The following is a 22,591-nucleotide window of genomic DNA, read 5'->3' on the forward strand; positions in this document are numbered from 1 at the left end:
AAACGCTCGACTGGGAAACCCCAGCCGAGCGCCTCGCTAAGCTCCTCACGACAGCCGCATGATCAGCGGTGTTGCCACGACCCCTTGAATTCGCCACAGCCGGGGGGTTCTTTGTCGTCTGGGGGCAGCGGCCGAGGCGCGCACTACATCCGCAGGATGTGACCGGTCTGGCTGCCCCTTGTGGCGCGCGTGGTCCAGCCCGCGGGCGATGAAGTTCTTCGTGGACGTGCACATCGACCAGAAGATCTTCCGTGTAGCCGGCAGGAGCATCCGCAGCGAGTAGCGGAGCCGCGCCGGCCGGGCCCAGGCGTGATTATCCGCAAGCGTCGTGAGGGCATGGGGAGTTCGCGACAGCAGCCTACGTCTTCCCCGGCTACGCTGCTGCCTTGTCATGCCCGCCGCCACTCGCGGGCAGACTCGAACAATTGATCGAGTTTTTGGAGGTTTGATGAAGTCCGCCATCCGGAAGGTTGCAAGCTTCGCGGGGGTGAGCGTGGCCGTCGCAGCAATCTCCGTGACCGGCGCATCCGCAGCCCATGCGGAGGCCCCCACCCACGGCTGTCCGTACCCCTACGTCTGCTTCTACGTGGACAACAACGCCCTGCTCGCGGGCACGCCGATCTCAAAGTACAAGGACGTCACCAGTAGTTATCAGGCCGTCACGCCCCGGCCGCACTACGGGGTCGTGAACACCCGGAACGACGACGTGGTGTACCTGCGGCTCCAGGACGGCACCTCGATCTGTCTTCCGCCGAACAACTCAACCGTGTTCGCCAACGCCTACAGCGTCACCGGAATAAAGATCTCCAGCAGATCCACCTGCTGAATCCGCTGGAACGGTCAGCAGGCGCGCCTGATCGCGCCCGCTGGCCGGACGACGGGCAGGCCTGCGTCGTTCTCACGATTCCACCCGGTTTGATCACGTGATGTCTGGAGTGGTGAGCAAGTAATCGGGGTTGCGGGCGCGGTAGCGAAGTCCTCCAGCGATGTCGGTGCGGCCGGCGAGCCGGAGTGCGCCGATGGCCAGGCGCCTCAGGGCAGCCATCACCCGGGACGGGGCGCCGGTTCTCACGCGGGAGACAACCTTCTCCGTAGTTGACGACTCTGGTGTGACGGAGACCTGGGGTACTGCGGCCGACCCTGCAAACCTCATTGCACCACCCATAACAGTGGCGCCATCCGGTCTCTGTTCCGGCCGTGGCCTATCCGTGGACTCGTCCCGCTCGATCTGGCGCACGCAGGGCCGCGACCTGCCACGTTGCCCGGTTACCAACAGGCCTCCGGAGCCGTGTGTCAACCGTTCTGCGTCGGCACGGCATCCCGCCAGATAGTGATGTCCAGAGTGACGTACTGGCTGGCACTCGTGCTGGGCGACTGGCTCTCGAACGTCACGAGGGCGATGAGGCCATCCTGCGTGGTTGCGCAGAGCTGCCTGCCCTGGGAGAGCCGGCTTAGGGAGACGGACTGGGGCAGATAGCGGGTGTCTTGCTTGCAGGTGTCCAGAGAGCCCTGTTCGCCCTGGTCGAGCAGCACGAGCTTGGTGTTGTAGTGGCCGAAGTCGCAGTCGGCGGTGCTGCCACACGACAAGTACAGGTCGTCGAAATTGGAATCGTGTGGCACCAGTGGCTGATCGCTAAATTTCAGGTAATAGCCGTCGGGCAGGTGGACGTTCTTGTGGATCTCCGGCTTGAGGGCGCTGCCCGTGGACGACCCCTCCGAGGAAGGCGCTGAGGCGGTCGCCCCGCCGGACACGGTGGCAACGGGGCCCGTCTGCTTCGCGTCCCCGCCTGTTTCGGCTCCGCCGTCCCGCCCGAGATGACCCACGAGAGCGGCGACGAGGAGCACGATGGCTCCCGCAGCACAGCCGATGACGATGCCGATCTTCCGACGTCGGACGGGAGGGGTGCCGGGTGCGCCCGGTGCGATGGGCTGAGCAGACCAAGCGGACCGTACCGTCTGCGTCGGCCCATACGCCCCTGCCGCTGGCGTCGGCGCATACGCCGGGCTCGCCTGTGCCGGTGCTTGCCGAGGAAGGGCCGACGCAGTCGGAGGGGACTGAGGTATCGACACTTGCTGGGCCGGTTCTCCGGCTGACACCGCCGTCGGAGGGTGTTGCATCCCGCCAGGCTCGGTCGCCGCGGACGCCTGCGGTACGGCAGAACCAAACCCCGCAGGCCACACAGGTGCCGTCGATCGCGGCGACAGTGCGGCGTACCGCTGGGCTATGGCCGTGGTCAGGGTGCCGGGCAGCCAGTCCTCAGGACGGCGCAGCTGAGTGGCGTCGGACGCTGCATTGCAGAGGGCGAGTACCTCGCTGAGCGACGGACGTGCGCCCGGATCCTTCGCCAGACAGCGGCGGACAATTTCGTCCAGTTCGGTGGGCAGTCCGGCGAGGTCCGGATCCTCGTGGACGATCCGATAGAGGACCGCGTGGGACGGCCCGTCCCCGTGCGCGGACCTGCCCAGCGCGGCAAAGGCGGTCACTTGCCCAAGGGCGAACACGTCGGACTGCGGCCCCACAGTACGTCCCGACGCCTGCTCCGGAGACATGAAGGCAGGAGTACCGATGAGAACGCCGCTGCCGGTCAGCGCGGTGGTGTCGGCGGCGCGGGCGATACCAAAGTCGATGACGCGAGGGCCGTCGGCGGCGAGCAGCACGTTGGACGGCTTCAGGTCACGGTGCACGATGCCGGCACCGTGCACCACTTGCAGTGCCTCGGCGACCCCGGCCGTGAGTAGTAACACGGTGGGGGCGGGCAGTGGCCCGTGCTCGGCAACGGCGGAAGCCAGCGTGGGCCCGGACACGTAGGCGGTCGCCAGCCAGGGCTGCGGACCCTCTGTGTCCCTGTCGATCACCGGTGCCGTGTACAAGCCCTGCACCCGCTCGGCCGCTTGCACTTCCTGCGCGAACCGCCGCCGGAATTCCGGGTCCTCGGCGAGCTCGGGCCGGATCACCTTGAGCGCCACGGGTCGTCCGCCTGGGGTGTGCGAGAGATACACCTTGCCCATGCCACCCGCACCGAGCCGGGCTGCCATCCGATAGCCGCCGACACTCAGCGGATCGTCAGCCCCCAGCGCCTGAAAGACCCCTTGAGTAGATCCGTCTGCACCGTACATCAATCCCCCGAAACGCCCGTCCTCGGCAGCGCAAGAAGCTTAACGCGGAGCAGGAGCCAGACCGGGGGCATCGAACGAGGGAACATCCGTAACTCCCGGCGCTGCTCGCAGTCTTCGACTAAGCCATCCACAAGGGCTTCGGCGCCCGACGTGGACAGTCCCGAGGTGCGGCACCTGACCCGTGGCGCGGTGACACGCCGCGCACCAAGCATGTAGGACCGCTGCTGAGACCAGAGGGTTGCGGCCGTGGCGAGCGTGTCGTGGCCGCACGACAAGGGCATCAGATCGAGCGGGGAACAGCGGGGATTCACGGTGACAGCAGCCCTGGCGAACGAGGGCGCTGCGAAGACGTTCGCCCTCGGCTGGCGTGCAAGACGGTCACGCGTTCCGAGTGTGCCTTCTCGTCAGGCCAGACCGACGAAACACACAACGGGGAGAGTGACCCGGATCTTGTCCAAGTCCCTCTCCCAGCGCGGGTTGAACGGGAAGCAGCCCCGGTACCCGCCTTGCCGACCGTCCTCCTCAGATGCGCTGAGGTTCGCTCACCGCCAGGAGGTGACCGCGGCTGGTGGCTACGCGGAGTACGTCTCGTAGGGCTCCGGTCAGTTCCTTCGCCAGGAGCTGCATGTCCTCCGGGCCGGCGTGCTCGTCACCGAGGGTTTCCGCGGCCTGCTTCAGCAATTCGGTTGCTGTCTCGAGTTGCTCCGATTCGATGTTGTCGGCCAGGCGGGACATGTAGCCATTCCTGTCGTCGGTGCTCAAGTAGCAGGGCTTGTCCTCCGGCCCCGACCACGGGAGGAGCCGCAGCTCGTTCTGCGCCGTCATCCTTGCGTCTGCCTCTCATTGGTCACGTGGTGTGTGGTGAAAACCGCGTCGACGCGGTCCCCCGGCAACACCAGAAGCGCGGCCTCGACTACGCGGCCGGCCGTGTCGGCGGCAACTCGGTTGATGGCGAGCACCGCTGTGGTGGGGTTGATCCGGAGGGTGGACGCCTCATCTGGTGTCGGGGGGCGGGCGGAGACCGTCTCCCGGACCTCCGCCGACAGCGGGCTCAGCACAGCAAAACTTTCTTCTGTCCGCATGTATGAGGGGCCGTCACTGAGAGCTTCCGTGGGCTCCAGGTCGCGCGGGACGTAGATGCGGGCCAGGCTGTGCGGGGACTCTCCCTGGTAGCTGATGCTGAGAAGCTCCGTCAGTGGGCTGCCGTTCGGAACTCGCAACAGGGTTGCCAAGTGCCCATGCGCCTCGATCGTGGTGGCGCGGTCCGTGATGCGCAGGGCTGCCTCAGCGGCTGTCCATGGGTCCAGCGTTCCCCAACCACCGACGTACATGATCTTGCGGAGGCGATGGCGGACGAAGTTCCCCTTACCGTGGATCTTCTCGACGAGGCCTTCCCCTTGAAGCACCGCGAGAGCGCTCCGCAGGGTCGCCGTGCTGACTTTGTATTGGCCGGCCAGTCCGACTTCGGACGGCAGGCGTTCGCCGGGCTTGATGCGACCGCTCGCGATCTGAGCCTTGAGGTCATCGGCGATGTCGTGATGGCGAGAACGCATGGGCTGGATCACCGCCTTCTCTGCATCCGCACGGCGACGAGTCGGGTTCGCGTGTGCATGGTCAGCAGCTCGCCCGACTCGAAGAGCAGTTGCCTGGAGCCTTGGGGCAACTGGAAGAGGTTGCTCACCCGGCACGCCCGGCCGCCGACTTGGATGATGTCGCCGCGCTGCACAGTGGTCGAGGTGATCTCGACTGGCTGGGATACCTGTACGCCGCCGAACGCCCGTTGCCTCACTTCTGCACCTCCGCCTCGCGGAGCACGTGTGGGAGCCGGGAGACCGCCTGCCATCCCGCGCCCAGATCGGCCAGGAGTGCGGCGTGGGCGAGAACGTGGTTCGCCGGGCACAGGAGTTGCTGATCTCCCAGCGCGTCCTGGAGGGTCGCGCCGGGTCAGGCACGTACGTCGCCGAGCCGCGGCAGCGCGTGCGGGTGGTCCGGTCCTCGGCGCGCGAACAGCCCAACGGGTCACCCTTCCGAGCGGACATGAAGGCTGTCGGCAGGCAAGGGGACTGGGAGAGCCGGACCGACGCCAAGGTGCCGGCACCGGCGGAGATCGCGGCGCGGCTGGGCATCGCCGAGGGCGAGCTGTGCGTCCGTACGACGTACGAGTTCCTGGCGGACGGCAAGCCTGTGCAGCTGTCGACGAGTTGGGAGCCGTACGACCTCACGGCCGGCACTCTCGTGGTCCTGCCCGAGGGAGGGCCGCACGCCGGGGCGGGTGTCGTGAACCGCATGGCCGCGATCGGCATCACCGTCGGCCACGCCGTGGAGCAGCCGGAGCCGAGGCAGGCGACCGCCGAGGAGGCATCGCTTCTCGGGATCCAGAAGGCCGCGCTCGTTACGCACATCCGGCGGACGTACTACAGCGACGAAGGGCGGCCCGTGGAGACGGCGGACATCGTGGTGCCAGCCGCTCACTGCGAGATCGTCTATGAGGTCCCGATCAACCGGTAGCGCTGTGAGCGCGTAGGTTCGCCGGCTGGTGGTCGTGGCGGTCGGAGGTCTACTTGTCGCGCAAGGTCTCGATTTCGGCCGCCAGCACGGCCATGTCGCGCACGTGTGTGTAGTACTTGGCCCCGTACTCGTCGCCGATCGCGGGAAGAACCTTTTCGAACGCCGCTGTGAGCCTGCTCAAGCCAGCGCGACGCTGCTCATCGAGCGGGCCTTCGAGGACGTTGGCCGCGTAGGCGTAGGAGTCCGCATCGAGCAGCACCATGTCCCGGCCTTCGATGTCCAGGCCTCGGAAGCCCGGAGGGAACGGCGCGGCCATATGCTCGGCCATCATCTGTGCCAGCGCGTCCAGCTTCTCTTCGAACATGCGGGAGATCCTGCCAGGCACGGTTGCGTCGAGGCGCGACTCCACCTCCACCCGGTGAACCCATGCGGTCACCAGCACTAGTGTGCGCCGCATGACCAACGACGCCCCGGCCTGCCCCGATTGCAGCCAGCCCATGGAGTTCGGTGGCCTCCTACTGTCCAGGCGGGAGGACGACGGCCGACGGGTCTGCCGGTCGATGTGGAGATGTGCCGGTCGGCATGTCTGGTGGAATTGGGCCGACCGGCCGGAGGAACCATTGGAGGCCTGCCCAGTGCCGCAGCTGTTCCGCTGACATCCAAGTGCGCCCGGGATGCGTGGACGTAGCCGAAGCGCATTCGTATCCTCGTCGGTCGAATGCGTGTCGAAGTCGCCGAACGTCACGAGTCGATGCCCGGAAAGAACCAGGTCAGACCCGCTCACCCGGTGGTCCGCTCAAGCGCCTTCTGAGCGCTTGGCCGCAGGTTCGATTCCTGCCGGGGGCGCAAGTCTCCGCCCTCCCTTTGGGAGGGCATTTTTGCTGGCGTTCCGCGCTGGCGTTCCGCGCTGGCGTTGCGCGCGAGAAGTCTGGCCGATTCCCGGCCATGCCGAAGGACGCCGAAGGACGCCGAAGGCACCGAACGAAGCCGCAGGAAGCCGAGGGAAGCCGCGGGCGAGCGGTCACCGGGCGTACCCGGCCAGCAGCTCCGAGCCGTCGTGCAGGGTGACCCGCACCCCGCCGGCCTTCCCCTCTCCCGCCCCGGCCTCGGCGCTTCCCTCCTCCTCGACCCCTACCTCGCCGCCTCCGCCCTCTCCCGCCCCGGCCTCGCCGTCCTCTCCCGCCCCGGCCTCGACGTCCTCCCCCGCCCTGACCCCGCCGGTCACCCCCTGCCCCGCCCCGATCCCACCGGCCTCCGCCACCCTGACTCCCGTCACCGCCAGCGCCGCGGGGTGCACCCCGTTGACGAGCAGGTCCGTCATGCTCATGTGGGGGCGGGTGGCTAGTCGGCCGGGCCAGGTCAGGATGGTCGGCGGCTTGTCGGGCGCGGACACCTCCAGTTCGCGCGGCGGCACGCCCAGCCCCACGCCCAGCGCTTTGAGCACGGCTTCCTTGCGCGTCCAGGTGCGCAGGAAGGCGGGCTGCCGTTCGGCTGCCGGGCGGGCGTACAGCGCGGCGAGTTCCGGGGCGGACAGGGCGACACGGGCAGCGGAGTCGACGTCCATGTCGCCGTGGGACTCCTCGACGTCGAGGCCCACCTCCCCGCCCCGGCGGACGGCGACGCCGACGAGCGCGCCGCTGTGGGTGATGGAGAAGCCGTAGGCCGGACGGGTGCACGAAGGGCCGTCCGGCGGTAGTGCCAGGTGGACCTTGCCGTGCGGCCCGCCGCAGCGCGGACACACGCGGCGCAGGGGGACGTCCGCCGGGGGCAGGCCGAGCAGTTCGCCGAGGATCAGGCGGCTGAGGGCGCAGCCGACCAGGAACCGTCCCCTGCCCGCGGGGTCGACGGTCGCCTCGTACCGGGCGTGTTCCACGGGATCGAGAAGTGCTCGTAGACCCGCCCGGGCGTCCTCCAGACGGGCCCACCACACCTGCACCGGGTGTCCTGTCACAGTGCCTCGTCCTGGTTCGATGATCAGCCCGCGCCCTAGACTCCTGCTCACACCACACCACACGAGGGGCAGCCGCATGCGACTGCACACACAGGAGTGGGGGACGGGCGAGCGCGTCGCCGTCCTCGTCCACGGCATCATGTCCGACCACCGCACGTGGCACGAGCTGGTCCCGGTCCTGACCGGACGGGGCTACCGCGTCCTCGCCGTGGACCTGCGCGGGCACGGCGACAGCGCTCGTGGCAAGTACGAGCCCCGGCTCTTCGCCGAGGATCTCCTCGAGACGCTGCCGCACGCCCCGGAGGTGGCGCTGGGCCATTCACTGGGCGCGCTGGCCCTGGCGCTCGCGGTGGCGGAGTTGCAACCGGCCCGCGCCGTCTACTCGGAACCGGCCTGGCAACTCGCCGGGGCCCACGGATCCCTGGACCCGGCCCTCTTCACCCTCTTCAAGCGCTCTTCCCGCGCCCTCGCCGCGCTCTCCCGACCCCCGCACAACGGAGAACCGGACGCCCGATTCGAGAAGCGGGCCGCGGCCGAGCGGCAGGCCCTCGACCGCTGGGACGAGAAAACGGCTCTCGCGCTCTCCTCCCACCGGCACATCGACCACACGCCGGAGAAGGCTCAGGTGCCCTCGCTCGTCCAGACCTCGGACCCGAGCATGCTCGTCAGCGCGGAGATGCGGGCGGAACTGGTGCGGCGCGGTTTCGAGGTGCGCACGGTGCCCGACGCACCGCACGCGATCCACCGGGACCGGTTCGACGCTTTCGTCGAGTCGCTGTCGGGGTGGTTGTGAACGGTGCGGGTCAGTGCACCGCGCGCAGCATGCGCGTCACGTTGATCCGCGTGGGCGAAAGGCCCAGCTCGACGCTCTGCATCATCCGCTCGCCGTTCAGTCGGCCATAGGCGAGCAGGTCGACATTGGCCAGGCTGAATTCGGGCCAGGTGTGAATGCTCAGGTGCGACGCGGAAAGCAGGAGAATCGCGGTGACGGCACCGTTCGGGAAAACGTGTGACGCCTCACCGAGTACCGTGGCGTTTCCCTTTTCGGCGGCCGTGCGCAGCACCTGGAGGAGGCGCTCCTCGTCGGTCAGGATGCTGTGGTCGCTCACCCATACATCGACGGCATAAGAGCACAGATCGTCGACGTTTATGCCCTCGGTGGCGAGGTTGGCGGAGTTGGTCATGGGGAACCGGGGGTGACGAACCGCTGCCCCCGTCTCCTTTCACATAGATCTGCGCTGGTCCGCGCGGCCAAAGGGGAAGGTTGCGAGGCCGGTAAGCGGCGCTCGATGGTGCCCAGCGTAGCATCCGGGGCGCTCTGGGGCTCGCGCGCGCTTCGCGTCAAGGGGGGAGCAGGGAGTCCGGGGGATTCACTCGAAAACCCACCGCACCCCTTCCGGGATTCCTTTTCCGAACCTCCTCGCAGACATCACACAGAACACGGAACGGGACATCATACAAAACAGCGGATGAAACAGCGGCTGAAACAGCACATTAAAGAGCGGATGAAACAGCGTACGGAACAGCAGACAGAGCAGCCGGCGGAACAGGAATCGGAATCCCCTACAGGACGTCACGGGGTTCCCCTTCGGCCGCTCGAATTCCGTGTCGATTCCCGGCCGTTTCCCCGCCGTCCGAGCGGGTCCGGAGGTCTGCGTACCTGCCCGTATACTCGATAGGCCCGGAATCCACCAATCAGCTTGCCCGGAGTTGCCTTGTGAAAGACGCGCCTCGACACCGCCGGCGTGCCACCGCGGATTCCGTGCTCACGGAGGTCGCGGAAGCCGTCCGACTCCAGGAGGGACCGCCCGGGGTGCGTTCCGTCCTGCGCGCGCTGCGCCGGCTGGCGCCCGCCTCCACCAAGGACCTCAGCCGCGCGACCGGCCTGCCCGTCCCGATCGTGGCCGCGCTGGGGAACGAGCTGCGCCGCCGGGGATTCGTCACCACGCAGCGTCCGTCGCGGCTGACCGAGGCCGGTCTGGACCTCGTCGCCCAGCTCGGCATGGACCTGTCCCTCGACGCCACCTGCACCACGTGTGACGGGCGCGAGCTGGTGATCCCCGACGTCCTGGACCAGGCCGTACGGCGGCTGCGCGCCCTCATGGAGTCGGGTCCCGCCGCCGACATGGCGATCGACCAGTCGCACTGCACGGCCGAGACCAAGGTGCGCCGGGTGCTCGCGCTGCTCACGGCGGGCGCACTGCCGGGCGGCTCCCTGCTCCTGATCGGCGACGACGACCTGGTGTCCCTCGCCGTCGCCGTGGTGGGCGACGTGCTCGGCGCTCCGATCGTCGAGCGGGTGACCGTCGTGGACATCTCCCCCGAGATCCTCGACTACATCCAGAAGGTGTCGGCCGGCCTCGGCACCCGCGTCGAGACCGTCCAGCACGACCTGCGTCTGCCGCTGCCCGCCGAACTCCACGGGCAGCACGACGTGGCCATGACCGACCCGCCCTACACCGCCGAGGGCGCCCGCCTCTTCCTCTCCCGTGCCGTGGAGGGGCTGCGGCCCGGCCCCGCGCACAGCGTCTTCTTCTCCTTCGGCGGCAAGAGCCCGGACGAGATGCTGGAGGTGCAGCGGGAGATCATGGGGCTCGGCCTGGTCACCAACGGTTTCATCCGCAACTTCAACGAGTACGAGGGCAGCGGCATCCTCGGCGGTGTCGGCTTCTTCCAGCACCTGCTCACGACCACCTCGACGGCCCCCACCCACGAGGGCGAGTTCAGCGGCCCCCTCTACACCGGCGACAAGCGGACCCGGCAGCGCGAGTACACCTGCGTGGCCTGCGACGCCCGGCTCCGCGTCGGACCCGGCGCCCGCTGGACCTCGGTGGCCGCCCTGCGCGACGAAGGCTGCCCGAACTGCGGCAAGGGCCCCTTCCGCCCCGGCCGCCTGGTTCCGGCGGAGGACCCGGCAACCCCGGCCGGACAACCCCCCGCCGCCCCGGCCCAGCGGGCGACCCCGCCCCAGCAGGCAGTCCCGGCTCAGCAGGCTCCGGCTGCCGCCGAGACCCCGGCCACGGTCCCGAACCCCGCGGCCCCCGCCCCCGCCCCGGCGCCGACCCCGGCCGCTCCCGCCGGACGCACCATCGGCTGGCGCCCGCCGACCGGCGAGGACCGTGCCGCCCTCGCCGGTCGGGCGCGGCCGTACGCCACCCGCCAGGCCGCCGAGCGCGATCTGCCGGCCATCGGACGGTTCGAGGCCGAGATCGCCCGTGTCTCCTTCGGCGAGGACGCCATCGACGACCCCGCGCGTTGGGCGACCCGCCTCGGCCGCGCCATGGAGAAGTCGAAGGAGGGCATGATCGTCGCCGACGGTCCGGGCGAGGAGCCCGTCGGCTGGTGCTGGGTGAGCATCAACCAGAACGCGATGACCGGCGACCGCTACGCCAACTTCCGCTCCCTGGCGGTGTCCCCGGTGGACAACCGCAGCGACGTCGCCGAACTCCTCCTCACCGCCGGTCTGGAGTTCTGCCTGGCCAACGGCATCACCGAGGTCGTCGGCCGGGTGCACGTGGGCAACGTCCCGATGCGCACGGTGTACCGCAAGTTCGGCTTCGACCCCACCAGCCTGTCGATGAAGCTGTTCCTCCCGGAGGGGGACGGAGTCCGATGAGCGTCACGGACGGCTTCGATCCCGTCGGCGTCAAGTGCGTCGTATGGGACCTCGACGGCACCCTGTGGGACGAGATCGCCGTCGAGTCGGCCACCGACGACCTGCCCACGCCCCGCCCCTCGGCGCTCGCCGCGATCGACGCCCTGGCGGCCCGCGGTGTGCTCAGCAGCATCGCGAGCCGCAGCGCCCCCTCGGTGCTCGACCGGCTGGACGCCGTGCCGCAGGTGCGGGCGCGCTTCCTGGCCCCGCAGGTGTCCTGGCAGGACAAGAGCGAGTCGCTGCGCAGGATCGCGCAGGACCTCGGCATCGCCGTGGACGCCCTCGTCCTGGTCGACGACTCCCCGTACGAGCGCGCCGAGGTCGAGGCCCTCCTACCGGGCGTACGCACCCTCGCGCCCGAGGACGTGCCCGCGCTGCTGGCCGCGTTCGAGGGCCGGGGGGTCACCGCCGAGTCCCGCGAACGCGTACACCGGTACCGCACGGAGGAGACCCGCAGGGCCGAGGGCGAACGCTTCGAGGGCTCGCGCGAGGAGTTCCTGCGCTGGTGCGACATGCGCCTCACCGTCGGCGCGGCCACGGCCGACGAGGTCCCGCGCGCGCTGGAGCTCGCCGCCCGCACCCACCGGCTGAACTCCTCCGGGCTCACCCCCGACCGCCTGCGCGAGCTGGCCTCCTCGGACGGACACGAGCTGTACACCGCCCGTATGACGGACCGTTTCGGCGCGTACGGCATCATCGGCGCCGCCCTGGTCGACCGCACACACCGCACGCACCGCACCGACCACACCGACCGCTCCGCGCCCGTCACCTGGTCCGTCCCGCTGCTCGCGCTCTCCTGCCGGGTGGCCGGCCGGGGCGCGGCGGCGGCCTTCCTCTTCCGGCTGATGGAGCGGGCCCGGAAGGCCGGCGCCGAGGAGTTCCGGGTGACCCTGCGCCCGACGGACGCCAACCTGGAGATGCGCATCCTGCTCCGCCAGGCGGGCCTCCGCCGTACGGATGACACCGCCACCGTCACCGGTGCTGCCACCGCCGCGGATTCGGCGGTGCTGGGCAGGACACTTCAGGGCGATCTGCCCGGGTCACCCGCCTGGCTGCACGTATCCGACCGAGAGGACGCCGAAGCGTGACGGACATCCAAGAGCGGGCCGCCGTGGAACGCGAGCTCCGTTCACTGATCGCCGAGGCGGCCCGTCTGGACGAGGCGGTGGTCGCGGAACTCCCCGCCGACACCGACCTGTTCGGCCCGGAGATCGGCCTCACCTCGCTGGCCGGCGTGACCCTGCTGGGCACGATCGACAAGCGGTACGGCGTCGACGTGGCCGCGCTGGACCTGAGCCTGGACAGCCTCCAGTCCATCGCCACCCTGAGCGACTTCGTCGCGACACACCTCCAGTCGCACTAGCCACTCGGTTGTACGGCCGTCCTGTTCAAAAAGGGTGATCCGTCCGAACGCACCGTGACCCGCTCACGGTGTCGGCGTTGAACGGGGAGTGCGGCGGCGCCCCCTGCCACCGTACGAACCGATTCCCTAAGGAGAACGTGATGTCTCGCATCGCGAAGGTGGCCGCTGTTGCCCTCGGCACCAGCGCCGTGGTGGTCAGCGGAGCCGGCCTGGCCATGGCGGACGCGGGTGCGCAGGGCGCGGCCGTGGGTTCGCCGGGTGTCCTGTCGGGCAACGTCGTCCAGGTTCCGGTCAACATCCCGGTCAACGTCTGCGGCAACAGCATCAGCATCATCGGCCTGCTGAACCCGGCTTTCGGCAACACCTGCGCCAACGTCAGCGACCACGACAAGGGTGGCGACAAGCACCACGACAAGCACCACGACAAGCACGAGGACAAGCACGGCGGCGGCTACGGCGGCTGAGTTTCGTCCGTACGTCCCGTACGTACACCCCGGTCGTACCCCGCGTACGTACCACCAGGAGAGCCCCGGCACCTCGAGCGCCGGGGCTCTCCCCTTGTCCGCGAGCGGTTCACCGCGTCGGGCTCACCGCGTCGGGTTCACCGCGACCCGTTCACGCGTACCGGTAGATCCGGGACGCGTCCTCCAACTGGTCCGGGGTCACGTCCCACGGGGGCAACTTCTCCTGCCGGGCGACGACCCGGCGGTACTGGCGGCTGGTCGGCCCCGGCGGTTCGGCGGGCAGGTAGCGGTGTTCGCGGTGCCTGCTCTGCCAGCGGGTCCACAACAGGTCGACGAAGGCGTGGTGCAGCCAGAAGACGGGGTCGTTGACCGAGGCGCCGCCGAGCATGACCCCGCCGACCCACCGGTGCACCCGGTTGTGGTTGCGCCAGGCGGCGCTGCCCGAGCCGGTGCCCCACCCCTCCAGTTTGTTGCGGAAGCCCCGGGTGACCGTCGAGTCCCAGGGCTCGGTGTCGTAGACGGGGTCCTGAAGCGCCAGGTCCAGCTCGCTCCCGGTGGGCAGGCCGATCGGGGCGGCGGCGCGGCCGAGGTCCCGGGTGAGGAACTCCCCGTCGGTCACGTTCTCCTTGATGGTCCAGTCGCCGGTGGCGTAGGCGAACGGCCCGGTCGTCACCTGGTGGTCGGAGCGCCGTCCGTTGCCGCCGAGGAGGTCCTCGGTCCAGGGCACGGCGGTCGCGGTGCGGTCGCGCGTCCAGTCCCAGTAGGGCACCGTCACCGAGGAGTCGACCCGGCGCAGCGCCTGCTCGAGGTCCAGCAGGAACCTGCGGTGCCAGGGCAGGAAGGAGGGCGCCATGTGCGCCGTCCGCAGTCCGCCGTCGCCGTCGGACACGTAGTAGTCGATGTGCATGCGGACGAACTCGTCGTACTCGCCCCTCCGTTTGATCTCCAGCAGCGCTCTCACGAAGCGCCGCCGTTCGGCGCCGGTGAGTGTGCTGACGTCCTTACGCGTGTAGGCCATGGTGTCCCCCCATGTGCGGGTGATGGTGTGCTGGATGCGCCTCGCGCAGCCGCTCCCCCGGACCGAGTCCGTCCACGGCGGCACGGACCGCCTCCAGGGGGGTGGCGTACGAGCTGTAGTGGTCGACCATGCTCAGCCAGGTGCCGTCGGCGCGGCGCATGAGGTGCAGGGGTCGGCCGTCGACCGTGATGTCCCACCGGACGTCCGTCGCGACCGCGTGTCCCGTCGAGGCGAGGACGCCGTGGATGTGCCGGCCCCGGTAGGTCTCGTCGAAGGAGTCCGTGGGGCCGCCGTCCGCCGGCCGCGAGGGCCGGGAGCCGGTGACGACGGGGACGATCGCGAGGGCCGCGGCGGCGCCGAGCAGCCCGCGCAGCAGGTCCCGTCGCCGTGCGCGGTGCGCCGCGCCGGGTCTGCCCGGGCCCACCGGTACTGCGGTCACGGGTACTCCGTCGACGCTGACGACCATGGTGTGCTCCTCGTCCGGTGCGCCGGCCCGGTTCGCTGATCCGGGCCGGTTGTCCCTAGCGGGTTTCTGTAGCGGGTTTCTGTAGCGGGTTGTTGTCGCGGTTTCTGTAGCGGGTTCCTGTAACGCGTTGCTGTAGCGGGTTTCCACGGGGGTAACCGCCCGGTGGCCCTCCTGGTCACCGCCCAGAACCCGAACGGTCCGCCGGGGGAAGCGGATCCGGACACGGCGACGGGCCCGGACGACGGCGTCCGGGCCCGTGGTTCGTGGCGGTCGGTCCGCCGGGGGAGCTAGAGCCCCTCGCCCACGCCGAGGGCCGCGCCGGGTACCGCCTGGAGCATCGGGGTGAGCACTCCCGCCTGGGGCAGCTGGAGGCCCGGCAGTCCGAAGCGGTCGGGGTTGGGCGCGGTCAGCGGGGCGTCCACGCTCAGGCCCGGGCTCAGCGTGCGCAGGTCGGAGGCGGGGGCGTCGAGGCCGAGGTGGTTGAAGTCGTTCCCCAGGATCTCCGGCAGCGGCGCGCGCAGCCCCACACCGGGCAGCCCCGCGGCGACCGGCAGCTGCGGAACGACCCGATCCGGGATGAGCCGGCCCTCGACGAATCGCGGCCCCTCGGGCGCACCCGGCGTCGGCAGGGGGATCTCCCCGCCGATCGTGGGCAGTTCCACGTTGAGGGACTTCTCGACGCCGTCGAGCGGTACGGGAACGGGCACCGTGCCGATCGCGGCGGCGGGGGTCACGGCGGCGGCGGCCGCCACACACGTGATGACTGCGGCGAGGGTTCCTCGGGTGGTCGACTTCATCTGAGGTACGGGCCCTTTCGGAAAGGTTCGGGGGGCGTTGCGTCCGTACCGGGTAACGAGCCGGAAATCGGCTTCAGTTCACAATTCCCCCGAGTGTCGCAATAGTGCTAATTCCATACAGTGCTAAGGGCCTACAGTGCTGACGCCATATCGGCACGACGGCACGACGGCACGACGGTCAGCTCGTCCAGAAGTCCCACCATCGGGTCAGGATCAGCATGCCGATCACCCCGATGTGCAGCAGCGGCAGCACCCAGGTGAATTCGGTGAGGAAGTCGCGCACCCCGGCCGGGGCGGGCAGGAACGCGTGACGTACGTCGAACGAGACGGCGTACCAGAACATGAGGATCGTGGCGACCCACGCCAGACAGCACCACAGACACAGCGCGTTGATCCGGTACAGGGACTCGAACTGCAACCAGGACACGAAACCGACGCCGAAGAGACAACCGCCGGTGAAGGTCAGCCAGTACCAGCGCGGGAAGGCGGCACCGGCCAGCAGGCTCACGCCGACGCACACGACGATCCCGTAGGCCACCAGACCCAGCATCGGATTGGGGAACCCGAACGCCGAGGCCTGGTCGCTCGTCATGACACTGCCGCAGGAGACGACCGGGTTCAGGCTGCACCCGGGCGTGAAGCCGGGGTCCTCCAGCAGCTTGAACTTGTCGAGGGTGATGACCCAGGCGGCCAGCAGCCCGGCCGCACCGGTGAGGACGAGGAGCAGGGCGTACGCGCGGCCGCCGCCCGCGGGCGCCGGGTGCGGCCGCCGCATCAGCCGCGCAGCCGGCGAGCGGGCAGGACGATGTGCGCCGCGGCCGTCAGGGTCTCGTGGGCGCCCGCGAACGCGGCCAGCGCCTCGGGCGTGACGGCCCGGCCGGGTGTGGCCTCCGGCCAGGCGCGGGTGGTGAGGACGAGGTAGGCGTAGCCGCGCTGTTCGACGGCCGCGAGCCACTCCGGCGGCGGCAGGCACTGGGCGTTCAGGTTCGGCATGTTCAGGACGGCCGCGCCCGACTCGACGAGCAGGGTGAACGGCAGGCTGGGCCGCTCGGTGCCGTCCACGACGTCCCCGCCGACGGGCATGCCGTTGTCGGTGAGCAGGCGCGCGACGGCGACGGCGGTCCCCTCGGGGCCTTCCTCGGTGTCACCGAGGGAGTAGGCGAGGAGGTAGGGCATGTCGCTGCCGTCGGGGGCCTCGCCGCTCCACGGCATCACGACGAGGGTGCCCAGGTCGGCCACGCGGAAGGGGCGGGTTGCGCTTGGGGTTGAGGTCACCGCGCGACCTTATCGGCGGGTCGGGGGGCGTTCGGGCGTGTTCTCACTCGACCGGACGACGCAGGTCCATTGCTCCACACGAACGAGGGACGCGCCGCTCGACTCGCCTCGAACAGCACCGAGGGCCGGTCTCGTCGGTGACGGGACCGGCCCTTCGGGAAAGGCGTCTCAGCCCTGGAGCGGCAGCCCGCCGAGGAGGGCGTTGTGGGAGTTGAGGGCACCCGTCGCGCCCTTGACGGTGCTGAGCACGGAGTCCTTGTTCTCGGTGTCGAGCGCGTCCGACTGGTGCTGGACCGGCAGCGCGTCCTCCAGGTTGACGGGCCCCCTGGCGAGGGTGTCCACGGCACCGTTGAGGCTGGTGGGCGTGAGGTCGGCGGGGGTCGCGAACGCGGGCGCGGCGGCACCGGCGAGGACCATGGATCCGGCAACGACAGCGGCAGCCTTCAGGGACTTCATCGGATTCCTTTCTTCGGTGACTCGGCGACTCGACCACTCGGCGAATCGGCGAATCGGCGACTCAAGCCACCAGGGAAATTCTGACGTCGTGCCTAACGAGCCCTGCCGAATGCGGAAACCGTGTGCGCAGAAAATTTCCGCACCCCGGCGGAATGCCGGGGCGCGGGAATCGGGGAGCGACCGTCAGCTGGTCGGCAGGGCGGGCAGGGCCGGTGCCGGTGCCTCGGCGGGCTGGGTGGGCAGGGTCAGGCCGGCCCCGGCCAGCGTCGCCCTGATCAGGTCGAGCAGGCCGGACACCACGCCGGTCACCGCCGGGGCGACCTGGCTGGCGTCGAGGGACGTCGCGGCCGCGAGAAGGGCGGCAACCGCCTTGTCCAGCGCGGCGACGGCGTCGGACACCGGGTCGGCGGCCTTCGCCTTGGCGTCGTCACGGCCCTTGCTGAGCACGGGCTTGACCGGCAACGCGGCAGCCGGGTCGGCGGGCTTGGCCGGGAGCACGACGGCCGGGTCGGCGGGCACCGCGGGCTTCTCCGGGAGCACCACGGCCGGGTCGGCGGGCACCGCGGGCTTCTCCGGGAGCACCACGGCCGGGTCGGCGGGCACCGCGGGCTTCTCCGGGAGCACGACAGCCGGGTCGGCGGGCTTGGCGGGCAGCTCTGCCTCGGGGTCGGCCGGGGTCGCCGGGGTCGCCGTCGTGATCTTGGCGACGGCGGTCCTGACGGCGTCGCCGAGCTCGGTGGCCTGGTCGGCGGTGAGTTGACCGTCGTCGGCCTTGAGGACGGTGTTGAGCAGGTTGGCCACCGGGGTGAGGACAGTGCCGAGCTCGCCGAGGCCCTGCGCCTGGGCGAGCAGCGCGTCGGTGCCGGCCACGGGCGCCTTCGACGCCGCGGCGTTGCGCTCACGGGCGGCCGTTCCGTCGGCCGCCATGGCGGCGGGGGCGGTGATGCCGAGGACGAGGGTGGCGCAGAGCGCGGTGGAAGCGATATGCCGTACGGGCAGGCCACGCATGGGAAATCCTTTCGATTGCGTCGGGTCTTGTGTCCACCGTGCAAACGGCCGTCGCTCTCCGCAACAGCTTGATTCCTCTGCGTGATGTCCGGTCGACCGCCCCACTCGCATCACCCCAGGTGGGGAGGCCTGTCAAGGTCCGTCGAGCGTGTCGGGGCCACATCCCCCCATTCGGGGCAGCACCTCCGGCGACACCCGCGGCAACGCGAACGGCCGCCCTCCTGGCGGGAGGGCGGCCGTTCGGCGAATGACGTGTCGCAACCTCGAAAGGAGGAGACGTCAGTCGTTGATGCAGGTGTTGCCGAACGCCGGGTTCAGCAGGCCGACCACGTTGATCGTGTTGCCGCAGATGTTGACCGGGATGTGCACGGGAACCTGGACGATGTTGCCCGACAGCACGCCCGGGGAGTGCGCGGCGACGGCGTTCGCGCCACTGTCGGCGGCGGCGATGCCGGAGGCGCCGGCGACGGCCGCGGCGGCAACGGAGGTAAGGACCAGGCCCTTCGCGATACGCGACATGGAGAGGTGCTCCTAGGGGTTTTGACACAAACACCCGGGCGGGGATGCCCGGCGCTGAAGTCAACGCGCGGGACCCGCAGGGGTTGTGCCGCCAAATGAGTGATGTCACCGAAGTCCGGCTTCACCATTCCGACACACTTGTCCGGTTTCGACGGATTAATCCGGACAGCGGCTAGAGTTGCGCCCCATCCGACGCACGCCTATAGCAAGCAAATCGCACGAAAGGGCACCGCCGGTCATGCGTATTTCCCTGGGTCCGCTGCTACGCCGCGCGACAGTCGGCGTTCTCGCCCTCACCGCCCTCTGGGCACCCGGCGGCGCCCGGGCGGCCGGCGCGCCGCCCGCCGCGGAGGCACAGCAACTCGCCTTCGCACAGCGCTACCACGCGACACAGCACGGCGGAATCGTCCGCGCGGCCAACGCGGCCATCAGCTGCCGCACCACCACCACGCCCACGGGCAAGGCGGCGCCCGCCTGCCCCGCGGTGCGCCAGGGCGGGGCGGCCGTCAACAACGCCTTCAACATGTTCTACGTCGACGTGGACCGTGACCCGAACACCTACAACTCCTCCCGCGCCGAGGTCCGGCTCCCGAAGGGCGCGCGGGTGTCGTACGCGCGGCTGTACTGGGGCGGCAACCTGCGCGTCGGCGAGCAGAAGCCGCCGAAGGACAACGGGCGGGTGCTGATCGCCGAGCCCGGCGGGGAGTACAAGGCGGTGCTCGCGGACACGGTCGTCGGCCACCGGGTGGCCCAGGGCGCCGATGCCTTCCAGGCCTCCGCTGACGTCACCAAGCTGGTGCGCGCGAGCGGTCAGGGCCTGTACACGGTCGCCCAGATCAACGTGGCCATGGGCCGTTCGGCGGCCGGCGCGTGGGGCGGCTGGACGCTGGTCGTGGCGTATGAGAACCCGAAGGAGCCGCTGCGCGACCTGTCCCTCTGGGACGGCTTCGACACCCTCGGCTCCCCCGCCGGCAAGGAGATCCGGCTGCGCGGGCTCGCCGTTCCGCGGGGCGCGGGCGGCCGGGCCGGGCTGGTGGCGTACGACGGCGACCGCGGCCGAACGGGTGATTCGCTCATGTTCTCGACCGGTGGCCGAACCGCCGCCGCGCTCACGGACGCGGTCAACCCATCTGACGATGTGTTGAACTCCACGATCAGCGAGCCGGGGGCGGCTCCGGCGGCGCGTGTACCGGCGTACGTCAACACCCTCGGCTACGACTCCGATGTGTTCGATCTGAGCGGCGGTTTGCGGAGCGGCGGTGACCAGCTGGCCGTTCGGCTCGTTTCCCACCGGGACGCGGCGTGGGCCGGGGCGCTCTTCGTCGCCGTCGACACACGGAAGAAGCAGTAAGCGCGTTCCCGCCCGTCCCGAGCGCCACCGTGAGCGAGGAAACCGCGCAATGCACCAGCCAGAACCCGACGCCAGACCCCGGGTCCTGCATCTCACCCAACCCGTGGACGGCGGGGTCGCCCGGGTCGTGACGGATCTGACGCGGGCCCAGCTCGCGGCCGGCCTGCACGTCACCGTGGCCTGCCCGGCCGGCCGGCTCGCCGGGGACCTGCGGTCCCTGGGAGCGGACGTACGGCGGTGGGCGGCGACCCGGTCGCCGGGGCCCTCGCTCCCCGGTGAGGTACGACGGCTCGTACGCCTGCTCGACGAGGTACGCCCCGACCTGGTGCACGCGCACAGCGCGAAGGCCGGGCTGGCCGGGCGGCTCGCGGTGCGCGGGCGGATCCCGACCGTGTTCCAGCCGCACGCCTGGTCCTTCGAGGCGGTCGGCGGGGCCACCGCGGCCCTGGCGCTCAAGTGGGAGCGTTTCGGCGCCCGTTGGGCGGACCGGCTGGTGTGCGTGAGCGAGGCGGAGCGCGCCACCGGCCGGCGCGCCCGGATCGGCGGGCGGGTCAGCGTCATCCCCAACGGCATCGATCCCGAACGCTTCCACCCCGCCTCCGTCGACACCGTACGAGCCTCTCTCCTGCCCCGACTCGACCCGGCCGCACCGCTGGTGGTGTGCGTGGGACGGCTGTGCCGGCAGAAGGGGCAGGACGTCCTGCTGACGGCGTGGACGGACATCGCCCGGAAGGTGCCCGGCGCCCGGCTGGTCCTGGTCGGCGACGGCCCGGACGGGGAGCGGCTCCGGTCGCGCGCGCCGGAGTCGGTGCTGTTCGCCGGGGCCGTCGCCGATGCCGTGCCCTGGTACCAGGCCGCCGACCTGGTCGTGCTGCCCTCGCGCTGGGAGGGCATGGCACTGGCCCCCCTGGAGGCGCTGGCCTGCGGGCGGCCCGTGGTGGTGACCGACGTGGACGGCGCCCGAGAGGGCCTGCCGGCCGCGCTCGCGCCCCGCTGTCTGGTGCCCGCCGAGAACCCGGCGGCGCTGGCCGGTGCCGTCGCCGGACTGCTGCTCGACCCGCTGCTGCGCGAGTCGCTCGGCCACCAGGGACGCCGGCACGTCCTGACCACGCACGACGTGCGGCGCACGGCCGAGGCGGTCGCGGGCGTGTACCGCGAGCTGCTCACGACCACCCAAGGGGCGCGCGTCGCGCCCACCGAGTGCAGGGAGTCCATCCACTCGTGACTGCGGAAAGCACCGTCCCCTCTCCCGGCGCGCAGCCCGGGTACTCGCCCGTCTCGGTCATTCCGCGGCGGGAGAGCGGAGCGGGATTCCGGTTCCCCACCCGACGGCCCCCGGCGCGGCCCGCGTCGCCGCTGCCGCTGCTGTTCACCGACGGCCTCGCCACGTTCGTGGGGGCGCTCGCACTGACCGGGGCGCAGCGCCGGCCGCTGCTGGTAGCCCTGCTGGTGGCGGCGACCATATTGCTGCGCCCGCAGCGACCGCGTCCGGTCGTGGGGGTACTGGACGAACTGCCCGCCGTCTGCGGCCGGATCGCGGTCGCCTGGCTGGCGCTGGGCACGCTCGTCGCGGCGTGGAACCCGGCCCACGCGCTGTCGGTCCGCACGCTGGTCCTCGGGTTCGCGGCGCAGGCCGCGGCCGGCTGCGCGGGCCGCGCGGTGGTGCACCTGCGGCACCGCCGGGCACTGCTGCGCCGCCCGCACGCCGCGCTCGTCATCGGTCCCGCCGCGACCGCGCAGCGGGTGGCCACCGCAGTGCTGCGGCACCCCAGGTCCGGGGTCCAGCCGGTGGGCATCGTGGCCGATCGGCCGGACGGCGCCGACGGACTGCCCGTGCTGACCACGGGTCAGGAGGTGCAGCGGGCCCTCATCCAGAACGGCGTCCGGGACGTCCTGTGCGTCCATCCCGCCGTACGTACCGTGCAGGGCCCGCTGCTGCGGGCGCTCGCCGAGTCGGGCTGCACGGTGTGGGAGGTCGACGCCGACACACCCTCGTACGCGAGCCGCGAACAGCTCGCCGGGTTCTCCTGCCGGCGTCTCGACCTGGGCGCCCGGCGCCGGGGCAGCCTCGGCAAGCGGCTGCTGGACATCGCTGTCTCCGGGGCCCTGCTCCTGCTGCTGAGCCCGCTGCTGCTGGTGTGCGCGATGGTGCTGCGGCTGACCGACGGGCCCGGGGTCGTCTTCCGGCAGGAGCGCATCGGCAAGGACGGCCGGCCCTTCACGCTGCTGAAGTTCCGCACCCACCGCCCGGTCGACGAGAACGAGGCCGCCACCCGGTGGAGTGTGGCCGGCGAGCGGGAGATGAGCCCCTTCTGCCGCTTCCTGCGCCAGACCTCGCTGGACGAGCTGCTCCAGCTGTGGAACGTCCTGTGCGGCGACATGAGCCTGGTCGGTCCGCGCCCCGAACGCCCTCACTTCGTGGGCCAGTTCAGCCAGACCTACCCCGGCTACGCGGCCCGCCACCGGATGCAGACCGGCATCACCGGCCTCTCCCAGGTCCAGGGGCTGCGCGGCGACACCTCGATCGAGGACCGGGCCCGCTTCGACAACGCGTACATCGACAACTGGTCGCTGTGGCAGGACATCTGCATCCTGCTGCGCACCGCGGCCGCCATCGTGCGACCGACCGGGAGCTGAACCGCC

Annotated in this window: 25 protein-coding genes; 10 read left to right on the forward strand and 15 right to left on the reverse strand. The window is 70.6% G+C overall.

Annotated features, from left to right (window positions below):
* Positions 1 to 493: 493 nt before the first annotated feature.
* Complete coding sequence (locus tag ACFWBD_RS18635; protein WP_385667715.1) at positions 494 to 826, forward strand: hypothetical protein; 333 nt, start codon at positions 494 to 496, stop codon at positions 824 to 826.
* A 467-nt stretch (positions 827 to 1,293) separates the two neighbouring features.
* Here ACFWBD_RS18635 and ACFWBD_RS18640 read toward each other — a convergent pair whose 3' ends face one another.
* The 4 genes from ACFWBD_RS18640 to ACFWBD_RS18655 all read right to left on the reverse strand — a co-directional run bounded on the left by ACFWBD_RS18640 (position 1,294) and on the right by ACFWBD_RS18655 (position 4,906).
* Positions 1,294 to 3,117 carry a serine/threonine protein kinase gene (locus tag ACFWBD_RS18640; RefSeq protein WP_385667717.1) on the reverse strand — a complete coding sequence of 608 codons (1,824 nt, stop codon included), beginning with the start codon at positions 3,115 to 3,117 and terminating at the stop codon, positions 1,294 to 1,296.
* A 522-nt stretch (positions 3,118 to 3,639) separates the two neighbouring features.
* The gene (locus ACFWBD_RS18645; protein ID WP_385667719.1) at positions 3,640 to 3,942 is read right to left on the reverse strand and encodes a hypothetical protein; all 303 of its coding nucleotides are present in this window, start codon (positions 3,940 to 3,942) and stop codon (positions 3,640 to 3,642) included.
* Positions 3,939 to 4,670: a GntR family transcriptional regulator gene (locus ACFWBD_RS18650; RefSeq protein ID WP_385667931.1), complete on the reverse strand. Its 732-nt coding sequence runs from the start codon at positions 4,668 to 4,670 to the stop codon at positions 3,939 to 3,941. Before ACFWBD_RS18650 ends, ACFWBD_RS18645 begins: the two co-directional genes overlap by 4 nt.
* Before the next feature lie 8 nt (positions 4,671 to 4,678).
* Positions 4,679 to 4,906 carry a hypothetical protein gene (locus tag ACFWBD_RS18655; protein ID WP_385667721.1) on the reverse strand — a complete coding sequence of 76 codons (228 nt, stop codon included), beginning with the start codon at positions 4,904 to 4,906 and terminating at the stop codon, positions 4,679 to 4,681.
* On the opposite strand from ACFWBD_RS18655, the gene ACFWBD_RS18660 reads away from it, so the two are divergent.
* Positions 4,873 to 5,625 carry a GntR family transcriptional regulator gene (locus ACFWBD_RS18660; protein WP_385667933.1) on the forward strand — a complete coding sequence of 251 codons (753 nt, stop codon included), beginning with the start codon at positions 4,873 to 4,875 and terminating at the stop codon, positions 5,623 to 5,625. The two genes, ACFWBD_RS18655 and ACFWBD_RS18660, sit on opposite strands and share 34 nt — an antisense overlap.
* A gap of 49 nt (positions 5,626 to 5,674) precedes the next feature.
* On the opposite strand, the gene ACFWBD_RS18665 is transcribed toward ACFWBD_RS18660, so the two are convergent.
* Together ACFWBD_RS18665 and ACFWBD_RS18670 are read right to left on the reverse strand one after the other, a co-directional pair.
* Positions 5,675 to 6,124 (reverse strand): hypothetical protein, encoded by a 450-nt coding sequence (locus ACFWBD_RS18665; RefSeq protein ID WP_385667723.1) that lies wholly within the window; start codon positions 6,122 to 6,124, stop codon positions 5,675 to 5,677.
* Positions 6,125 to 6,646: 522 nt separating this feature from the next.
* Positions 6,647 to 7,576 (reverse strand): 4'-phosphopantetheinyl transferase family protein, encoded by a 930-nt coding sequence (locus ACFWBD_RS18670; RefSeq protein WP_385667725.1) that lies wholly within the window; start codon positions 7,574 to 7,576, stop codon positions 6,647 to 6,649.
* A 76-nt stretch (positions 7,577 to 7,652) separates the two neighbouring features.
* On the opposite strand from ACFWBD_RS18670, the gene ACFWBD_RS18675 reads away from it, so the two are divergent.
* On the forward strand, positions 7,653 to 8,369 hold the full coding sequence (locus ACFWBD_RS18675) for an alpha/beta fold hydrolase (RefSeq protein WP_385667727.1): 717 nt from the start codon (positions 7,653 to 7,655) through the stop codon (positions 8,367 to 8,369).
* A 10-nt stretch (positions 8,370 to 8,379) separates the two neighbouring features.
* Here the strand turns inward: ACFWBD_RS18675 and ACFWBD_RS18680 are convergent, their stop codons facing one another.
* Positions 8,380 to 8,760 (reverse strand): S-adenosylmethionine decarboxylase family protein, encoded by a 381-nt coding sequence (locus ACFWBD_RS18680; RefSeq protein WP_079662176.1) that lies wholly within the window; start codon positions 8,758 to 8,760, stop codon positions 8,380 to 8,382.
* A gap of 578 nt (positions 8,761 to 9,338) precedes the next feature.
* Here ACFWBD_RS18680 and ACFWBD_RS18685 point away from each other — a divergent pair.
* The 4 genes from ACFWBD_RS18685 to ACFWBD_RS18700 all read left to right on the forward strand — a co-directional run bounded on the left by ACFWBD_RS18685 (position 9,339) and on the right by ACFWBD_RS18700 (position 13,058).
* The gene (locus ACFWBD_RS18685; RefSeq protein WP_385667729.1) at positions 9,339 to 11,192 is read left to right on the forward strand and encodes a GNAT family N-acetyltransferase; all 1,854 of its coding nucleotides are present in this window, start codon (positions 9,339 to 9,341) and stop codon (positions 11,190 to 11,192) included.
* Positions 11,189 to 12,319, forward strand: coding sequence for an HAD-IIIC family phosphatase (locus ACFWBD_RS18690; RefSeq protein WP_385667731.1), 1,131 nt, complete (start codon positions 11,189 to 11,191; stop codon positions 12,317 to 12,319). The genes ACFWBD_RS18685 and ACFWBD_RS18690 overlap by 4 nt, the downstream gene beginning before the upstream one ends.
* Positions 12,316 to 12,594 (forward strand): phosphopantetheine-binding protein, encoded by a 279-nt coding sequence (locus ACFWBD_RS18695; protein ID WP_351754275.1) that lies wholly within the window; start codon positions 12,316 to 12,318, stop codon positions 12,592 to 12,594. The genes ACFWBD_RS18690 and ACFWBD_RS18695 overlap by 4 nt, the downstream gene beginning before the upstream one ends.
* 140 nt (positions 12,595 to 12,734) lie before the next feature.
* The gene (locus ACFWBD_RS18700) at positions 12,735 to 13,058 is read left to right on the forward strand and encodes a chaplin (protein ID WP_385667732.1); all 324 of its coding nucleotides are present in this window, start codon (positions 12,735 to 12,737) and stop codon (positions 13,056 to 13,058) included.
* A gap of 151 nt (positions 13,059 to 13,209) precedes the next feature.
* Here the strand turns inward: ACFWBD_RS18700 and ACFWBD_RS18705 are convergent, their stop codons facing one another.
* The 8 genes from ACFWBD_RS18705 to ACFWBD_RS18740 form a co-directional block, all read right to left on the reverse strand.
* Positions 13,210 to 14,076: a tyrosinase family protein gene (locus tag ACFWBD_RS18705; RefSeq protein ID WP_385667734.1), complete on the reverse strand. Its 867-nt coding sequence runs from the start codon at positions 14,074 to 14,076 to the stop codon at positions 13,210 to 13,212.
* Complete coding sequence (locus tag ACFWBD_RS18710) at positions 14,060 to 14,542, reverse strand: tyrosinase family oxidase copper chaperone (RefSeq protein ID WP_385667735.1); 483 nt, start codon at positions 14,540 to 14,542, stop codon at positions 14,060 to 14,062. The genes ACFWBD_RS18705 and ACFWBD_RS18710 overlap by 17 nt, the downstream gene beginning before the upstream one ends.
* A 287-nt stretch (positions 14,543 to 14,829) precedes the next feature.
* Positions 14,830 to 15,339, reverse strand: coding sequence for a hypothetical protein (locus ACFWBD_RS18715; protein ID WP_385667737.1), 510 nt, complete (start codon positions 15,337 to 15,339; stop codon positions 14,830 to 14,832).
* Positions 15,340 to 15,517: 178 nt separating this feature from the next.
* Positions 15,518 to 16,114: a vitamin K epoxide reductase family protein gene (locus ACFWBD_RS18720; RefSeq protein ID WP_385667739.1), complete on the reverse strand. Its 597-nt coding sequence runs from the start codon at positions 16,112 to 16,114 to the stop codon at positions 15,518 to 15,520.
* Entirely contained in the window at positions 16,114 to 16,614 is a 501-nt protein-coding gene (locus ACFWBD_RS18725; RefSeq protein WP_385667741.1) for a DUF5949 family protein, read from the reverse strand. Before ACFWBD_RS18725 ends, ACFWBD_RS18720 begins: the two co-directional genes overlap by 1 nt.
* Before the next feature lie 168 nt (positions 16,615 to 16,782).
* Positions 16,783 to 17,070, reverse strand: a complete 288-nt coding sequence (locus tag ACFWBD_RS18730; protein ID WP_385667743.1) for a hypothetical protein — start codon at positions 17,068 to 17,070, stop codon at positions 16,783 to 16,785.
* A gap of 183 nt (positions 17,071 to 17,253) precedes the next feature.
* Complete coding sequence (locus ACFWBD_RS18735; RefSeq protein ID WP_385667745.1) at positions 17,254 to 18,078, reverse strand: hypothetical protein; 825 nt, start codon at positions 18,076 to 18,078, stop codon at positions 17,254 to 17,256.
* Between the two features lie 279 nt (positions 18,079 to 18,357).
* Positions 18,358 to 18,597: a chaplin gene (locus tag ACFWBD_RS18740; RefSeq protein WP_385667747.1), complete on the reverse strand. Its 240-nt coding sequence runs from the start codon at positions 18,595 to 18,597 to the stop codon at positions 18,358 to 18,360.
* 238 nt (positions 18,598 to 18,835) lie between these two features.
* Here ACFWBD_RS18740 and ACFWBD_RS18745 point away from each other — a divergent pair, with 238 nt between their 5' ends.
* The 3 genes from ACFWBD_RS18745 to ACFWBD_RS18755 are packed head-to-tail and all read left to right on the forward strand — an operon-like array spanning position 18,836 to position 22,585.
* A complete protein-coding gene (locus ACFWBD_RS18745; RefSeq protein ID WP_385667749.1) occupies positions 18,836 to 19,948 on the forward strand; it encodes a DUF3344 domain-containing protein in 1,113 nt (370 codons plus the stop codon).
* A 49-nt stretch (positions 19,949 to 19,997) separates the two neighbouring features.
* Positions 19,998 to 21,173, forward strand: coding sequence for a glycosyltransferase (locus ACFWBD_RS18750; protein ID WP_385667751.1), 1,176 nt, complete (start codon positions 19,998 to 20,000; stop codon positions 21,171 to 21,173).
* Complete coding sequence (locus tag ACFWBD_RS18755; RefSeq protein ID WP_385667753.1) at positions 21,170 to 22,585, forward strand: exopolysaccharide biosynthesis polyprenyl glycosylphosphotransferase; 1,416 nt, start codon at positions 21,170 to 21,172, stop codon at positions 22,583 to 22,585. The genes ACFWBD_RS18750 and ACFWBD_RS18755 overlap by 4 nt, the downstream gene beginning before the upstream one ends.
* The last annotated feature ends 6 nt before the right edge of the window (positions 22,586 to 22,591 follow it).

Origin of the sequence: Streptomyces sp. NPDC060002, from assembly GCF_042737245.1 — a bacterium.
Classification (GTDB): Bacteria; Actinomycetota; Actinomycetes; order Streptomycetales; family Streptomycetaceae; genus Streptomyces.

What these genes read in the sequence shown, in the direction of transcription:
- ACFWBD_RS18740 (WP_385667747.1), bottom strand. Translation starts at nt 18,597, where the DNA reads ATGTCGCGTATCGCGAAGGGCCTGGTCCTTACCTCCGTTGCCGCCGCG.
- ACFWBD_RS18700 (WP_385667732.1), top strand. Translation starts at nt 12,735, where the DNA reads ATGTCTCGCATCGCGAAGGTGGCCGCTGTTGCCCTCGGCACCAGCGCC.
- ACFWBD_RS18745 (WP_385667749.1), top strand. Translation starts at nt 18,836, where the DNA reads ATGCGTATTTCCCTGGGTCCGCTGCTACGCCGCGCGACAGTCGGCGTT.
- ACFWBD_RS18680 (WP_079662176.1), bottom strand. Translation starts at nt 8,760, where the DNA reads ATGACCAACTCCGCCAACCTCGCCACCGAGGGCATAAACGTCGACGAT.
- ACFWBD_RS18730 (WP_385667743.1), bottom strand. Translation starts at nt 17,070, where the DNA reads ATGAAGTCCCTGAAGGCTGCCGCTGTCGTTGCCGGATCCATGGTCCTC.
- ACFWBD_RS18665 (WP_385667723.1), bottom strand. Translation starts at nt 6,124, where the DNA reads ATGGGCTGGCTGCAATCGGGGCAGGCCGGGGCGTCGTTGGTCATGCGG.
- ACFWBD_RS18720 (WP_385667739.1), bottom strand. Translation starts at nt 16,114, where the DNA reads ATGCGGCGGCCGCACCCGGCGCCCGCGGGCGGCGGCCGCGCGTACGCC.
- ACFWBD_RS18645 (WP_385667719.1), bottom strand. Translation starts at nt 3,942, where the DNA reads ATGACGGCGCAGAACGAGCTGCGGCTCCTCCCGTGGTCGGGGCCGGAG.
- ACFWBD_RS18705 (WP_385667734.1), bottom strand. Translation starts at nt 14,076, where the DNA reads ATGGCCTACACGCGTAAGGACGTCAGCACACTCACCGGCGCCGAACGG.
- ACFWBD_RS18690 (WP_385667731.1), top strand. Translation starts at nt 11,189, where the DNA reads ATGAGCGTCACGGACGGCTTCGATCCCGTCGGCGTCAAGTGCGTCGTA.
- ACFWBD_RS18640 (WP_385667717.1), bottom strand. Translation starts at nt 3,117, where the DNA reads ATGTACGGTGCAGACGGATCTACTCAAGGGGTCTTTCAGGCGCTGGGG.
- ACFWBD_RS18675 (WP_385667727.1), top strand. Translation starts at nt 7,653, where the DNA reads ATGCGACTGCACACACAGGAGTGGGGGACGGGCGAGCGCGTCGCCGTC.
- ACFWBD_RS18715 (WP_385667737.1), bottom strand. Translation starts at nt 15,339, where the DNA reads ATGAAGTCGACCACCCGAGGAACCCTCGCCGCAGTCATCACGTGTGTG.
- ACFWBD_RS18650 (WP_385667931.1), bottom strand. Translation starts at nt 4,670, where the DNA reads ATGCGTTCTCGCCATCACGACATCGCCGATGACCTCAAGGCTCAGATC.
- ACFWBD_RS18750 (WP_385667751.1), top strand. Translation starts at nt 19,998, where the DNA reads ATGCACCAGCCAGAACCCGACGCCAGACCCCGGGTCCTGCATCTCACC.
- ACFWBD_RS18710 (WP_385667735.1), bottom strand. Translation starts at nt 14,542, where the DNA reads ATGGTCGTCAGCGTCGACGGAGTACCCGTGACCGCAGTACCGGTGGGC.
- ACFWBD_RS18735 (WP_385667745.1), bottom strand. Translation starts at nt 18,078, where the DNA reads ATGCGTGGCCTGCCCGTACGGCATATCGCTTCCACCGCGCTCTGCGCC.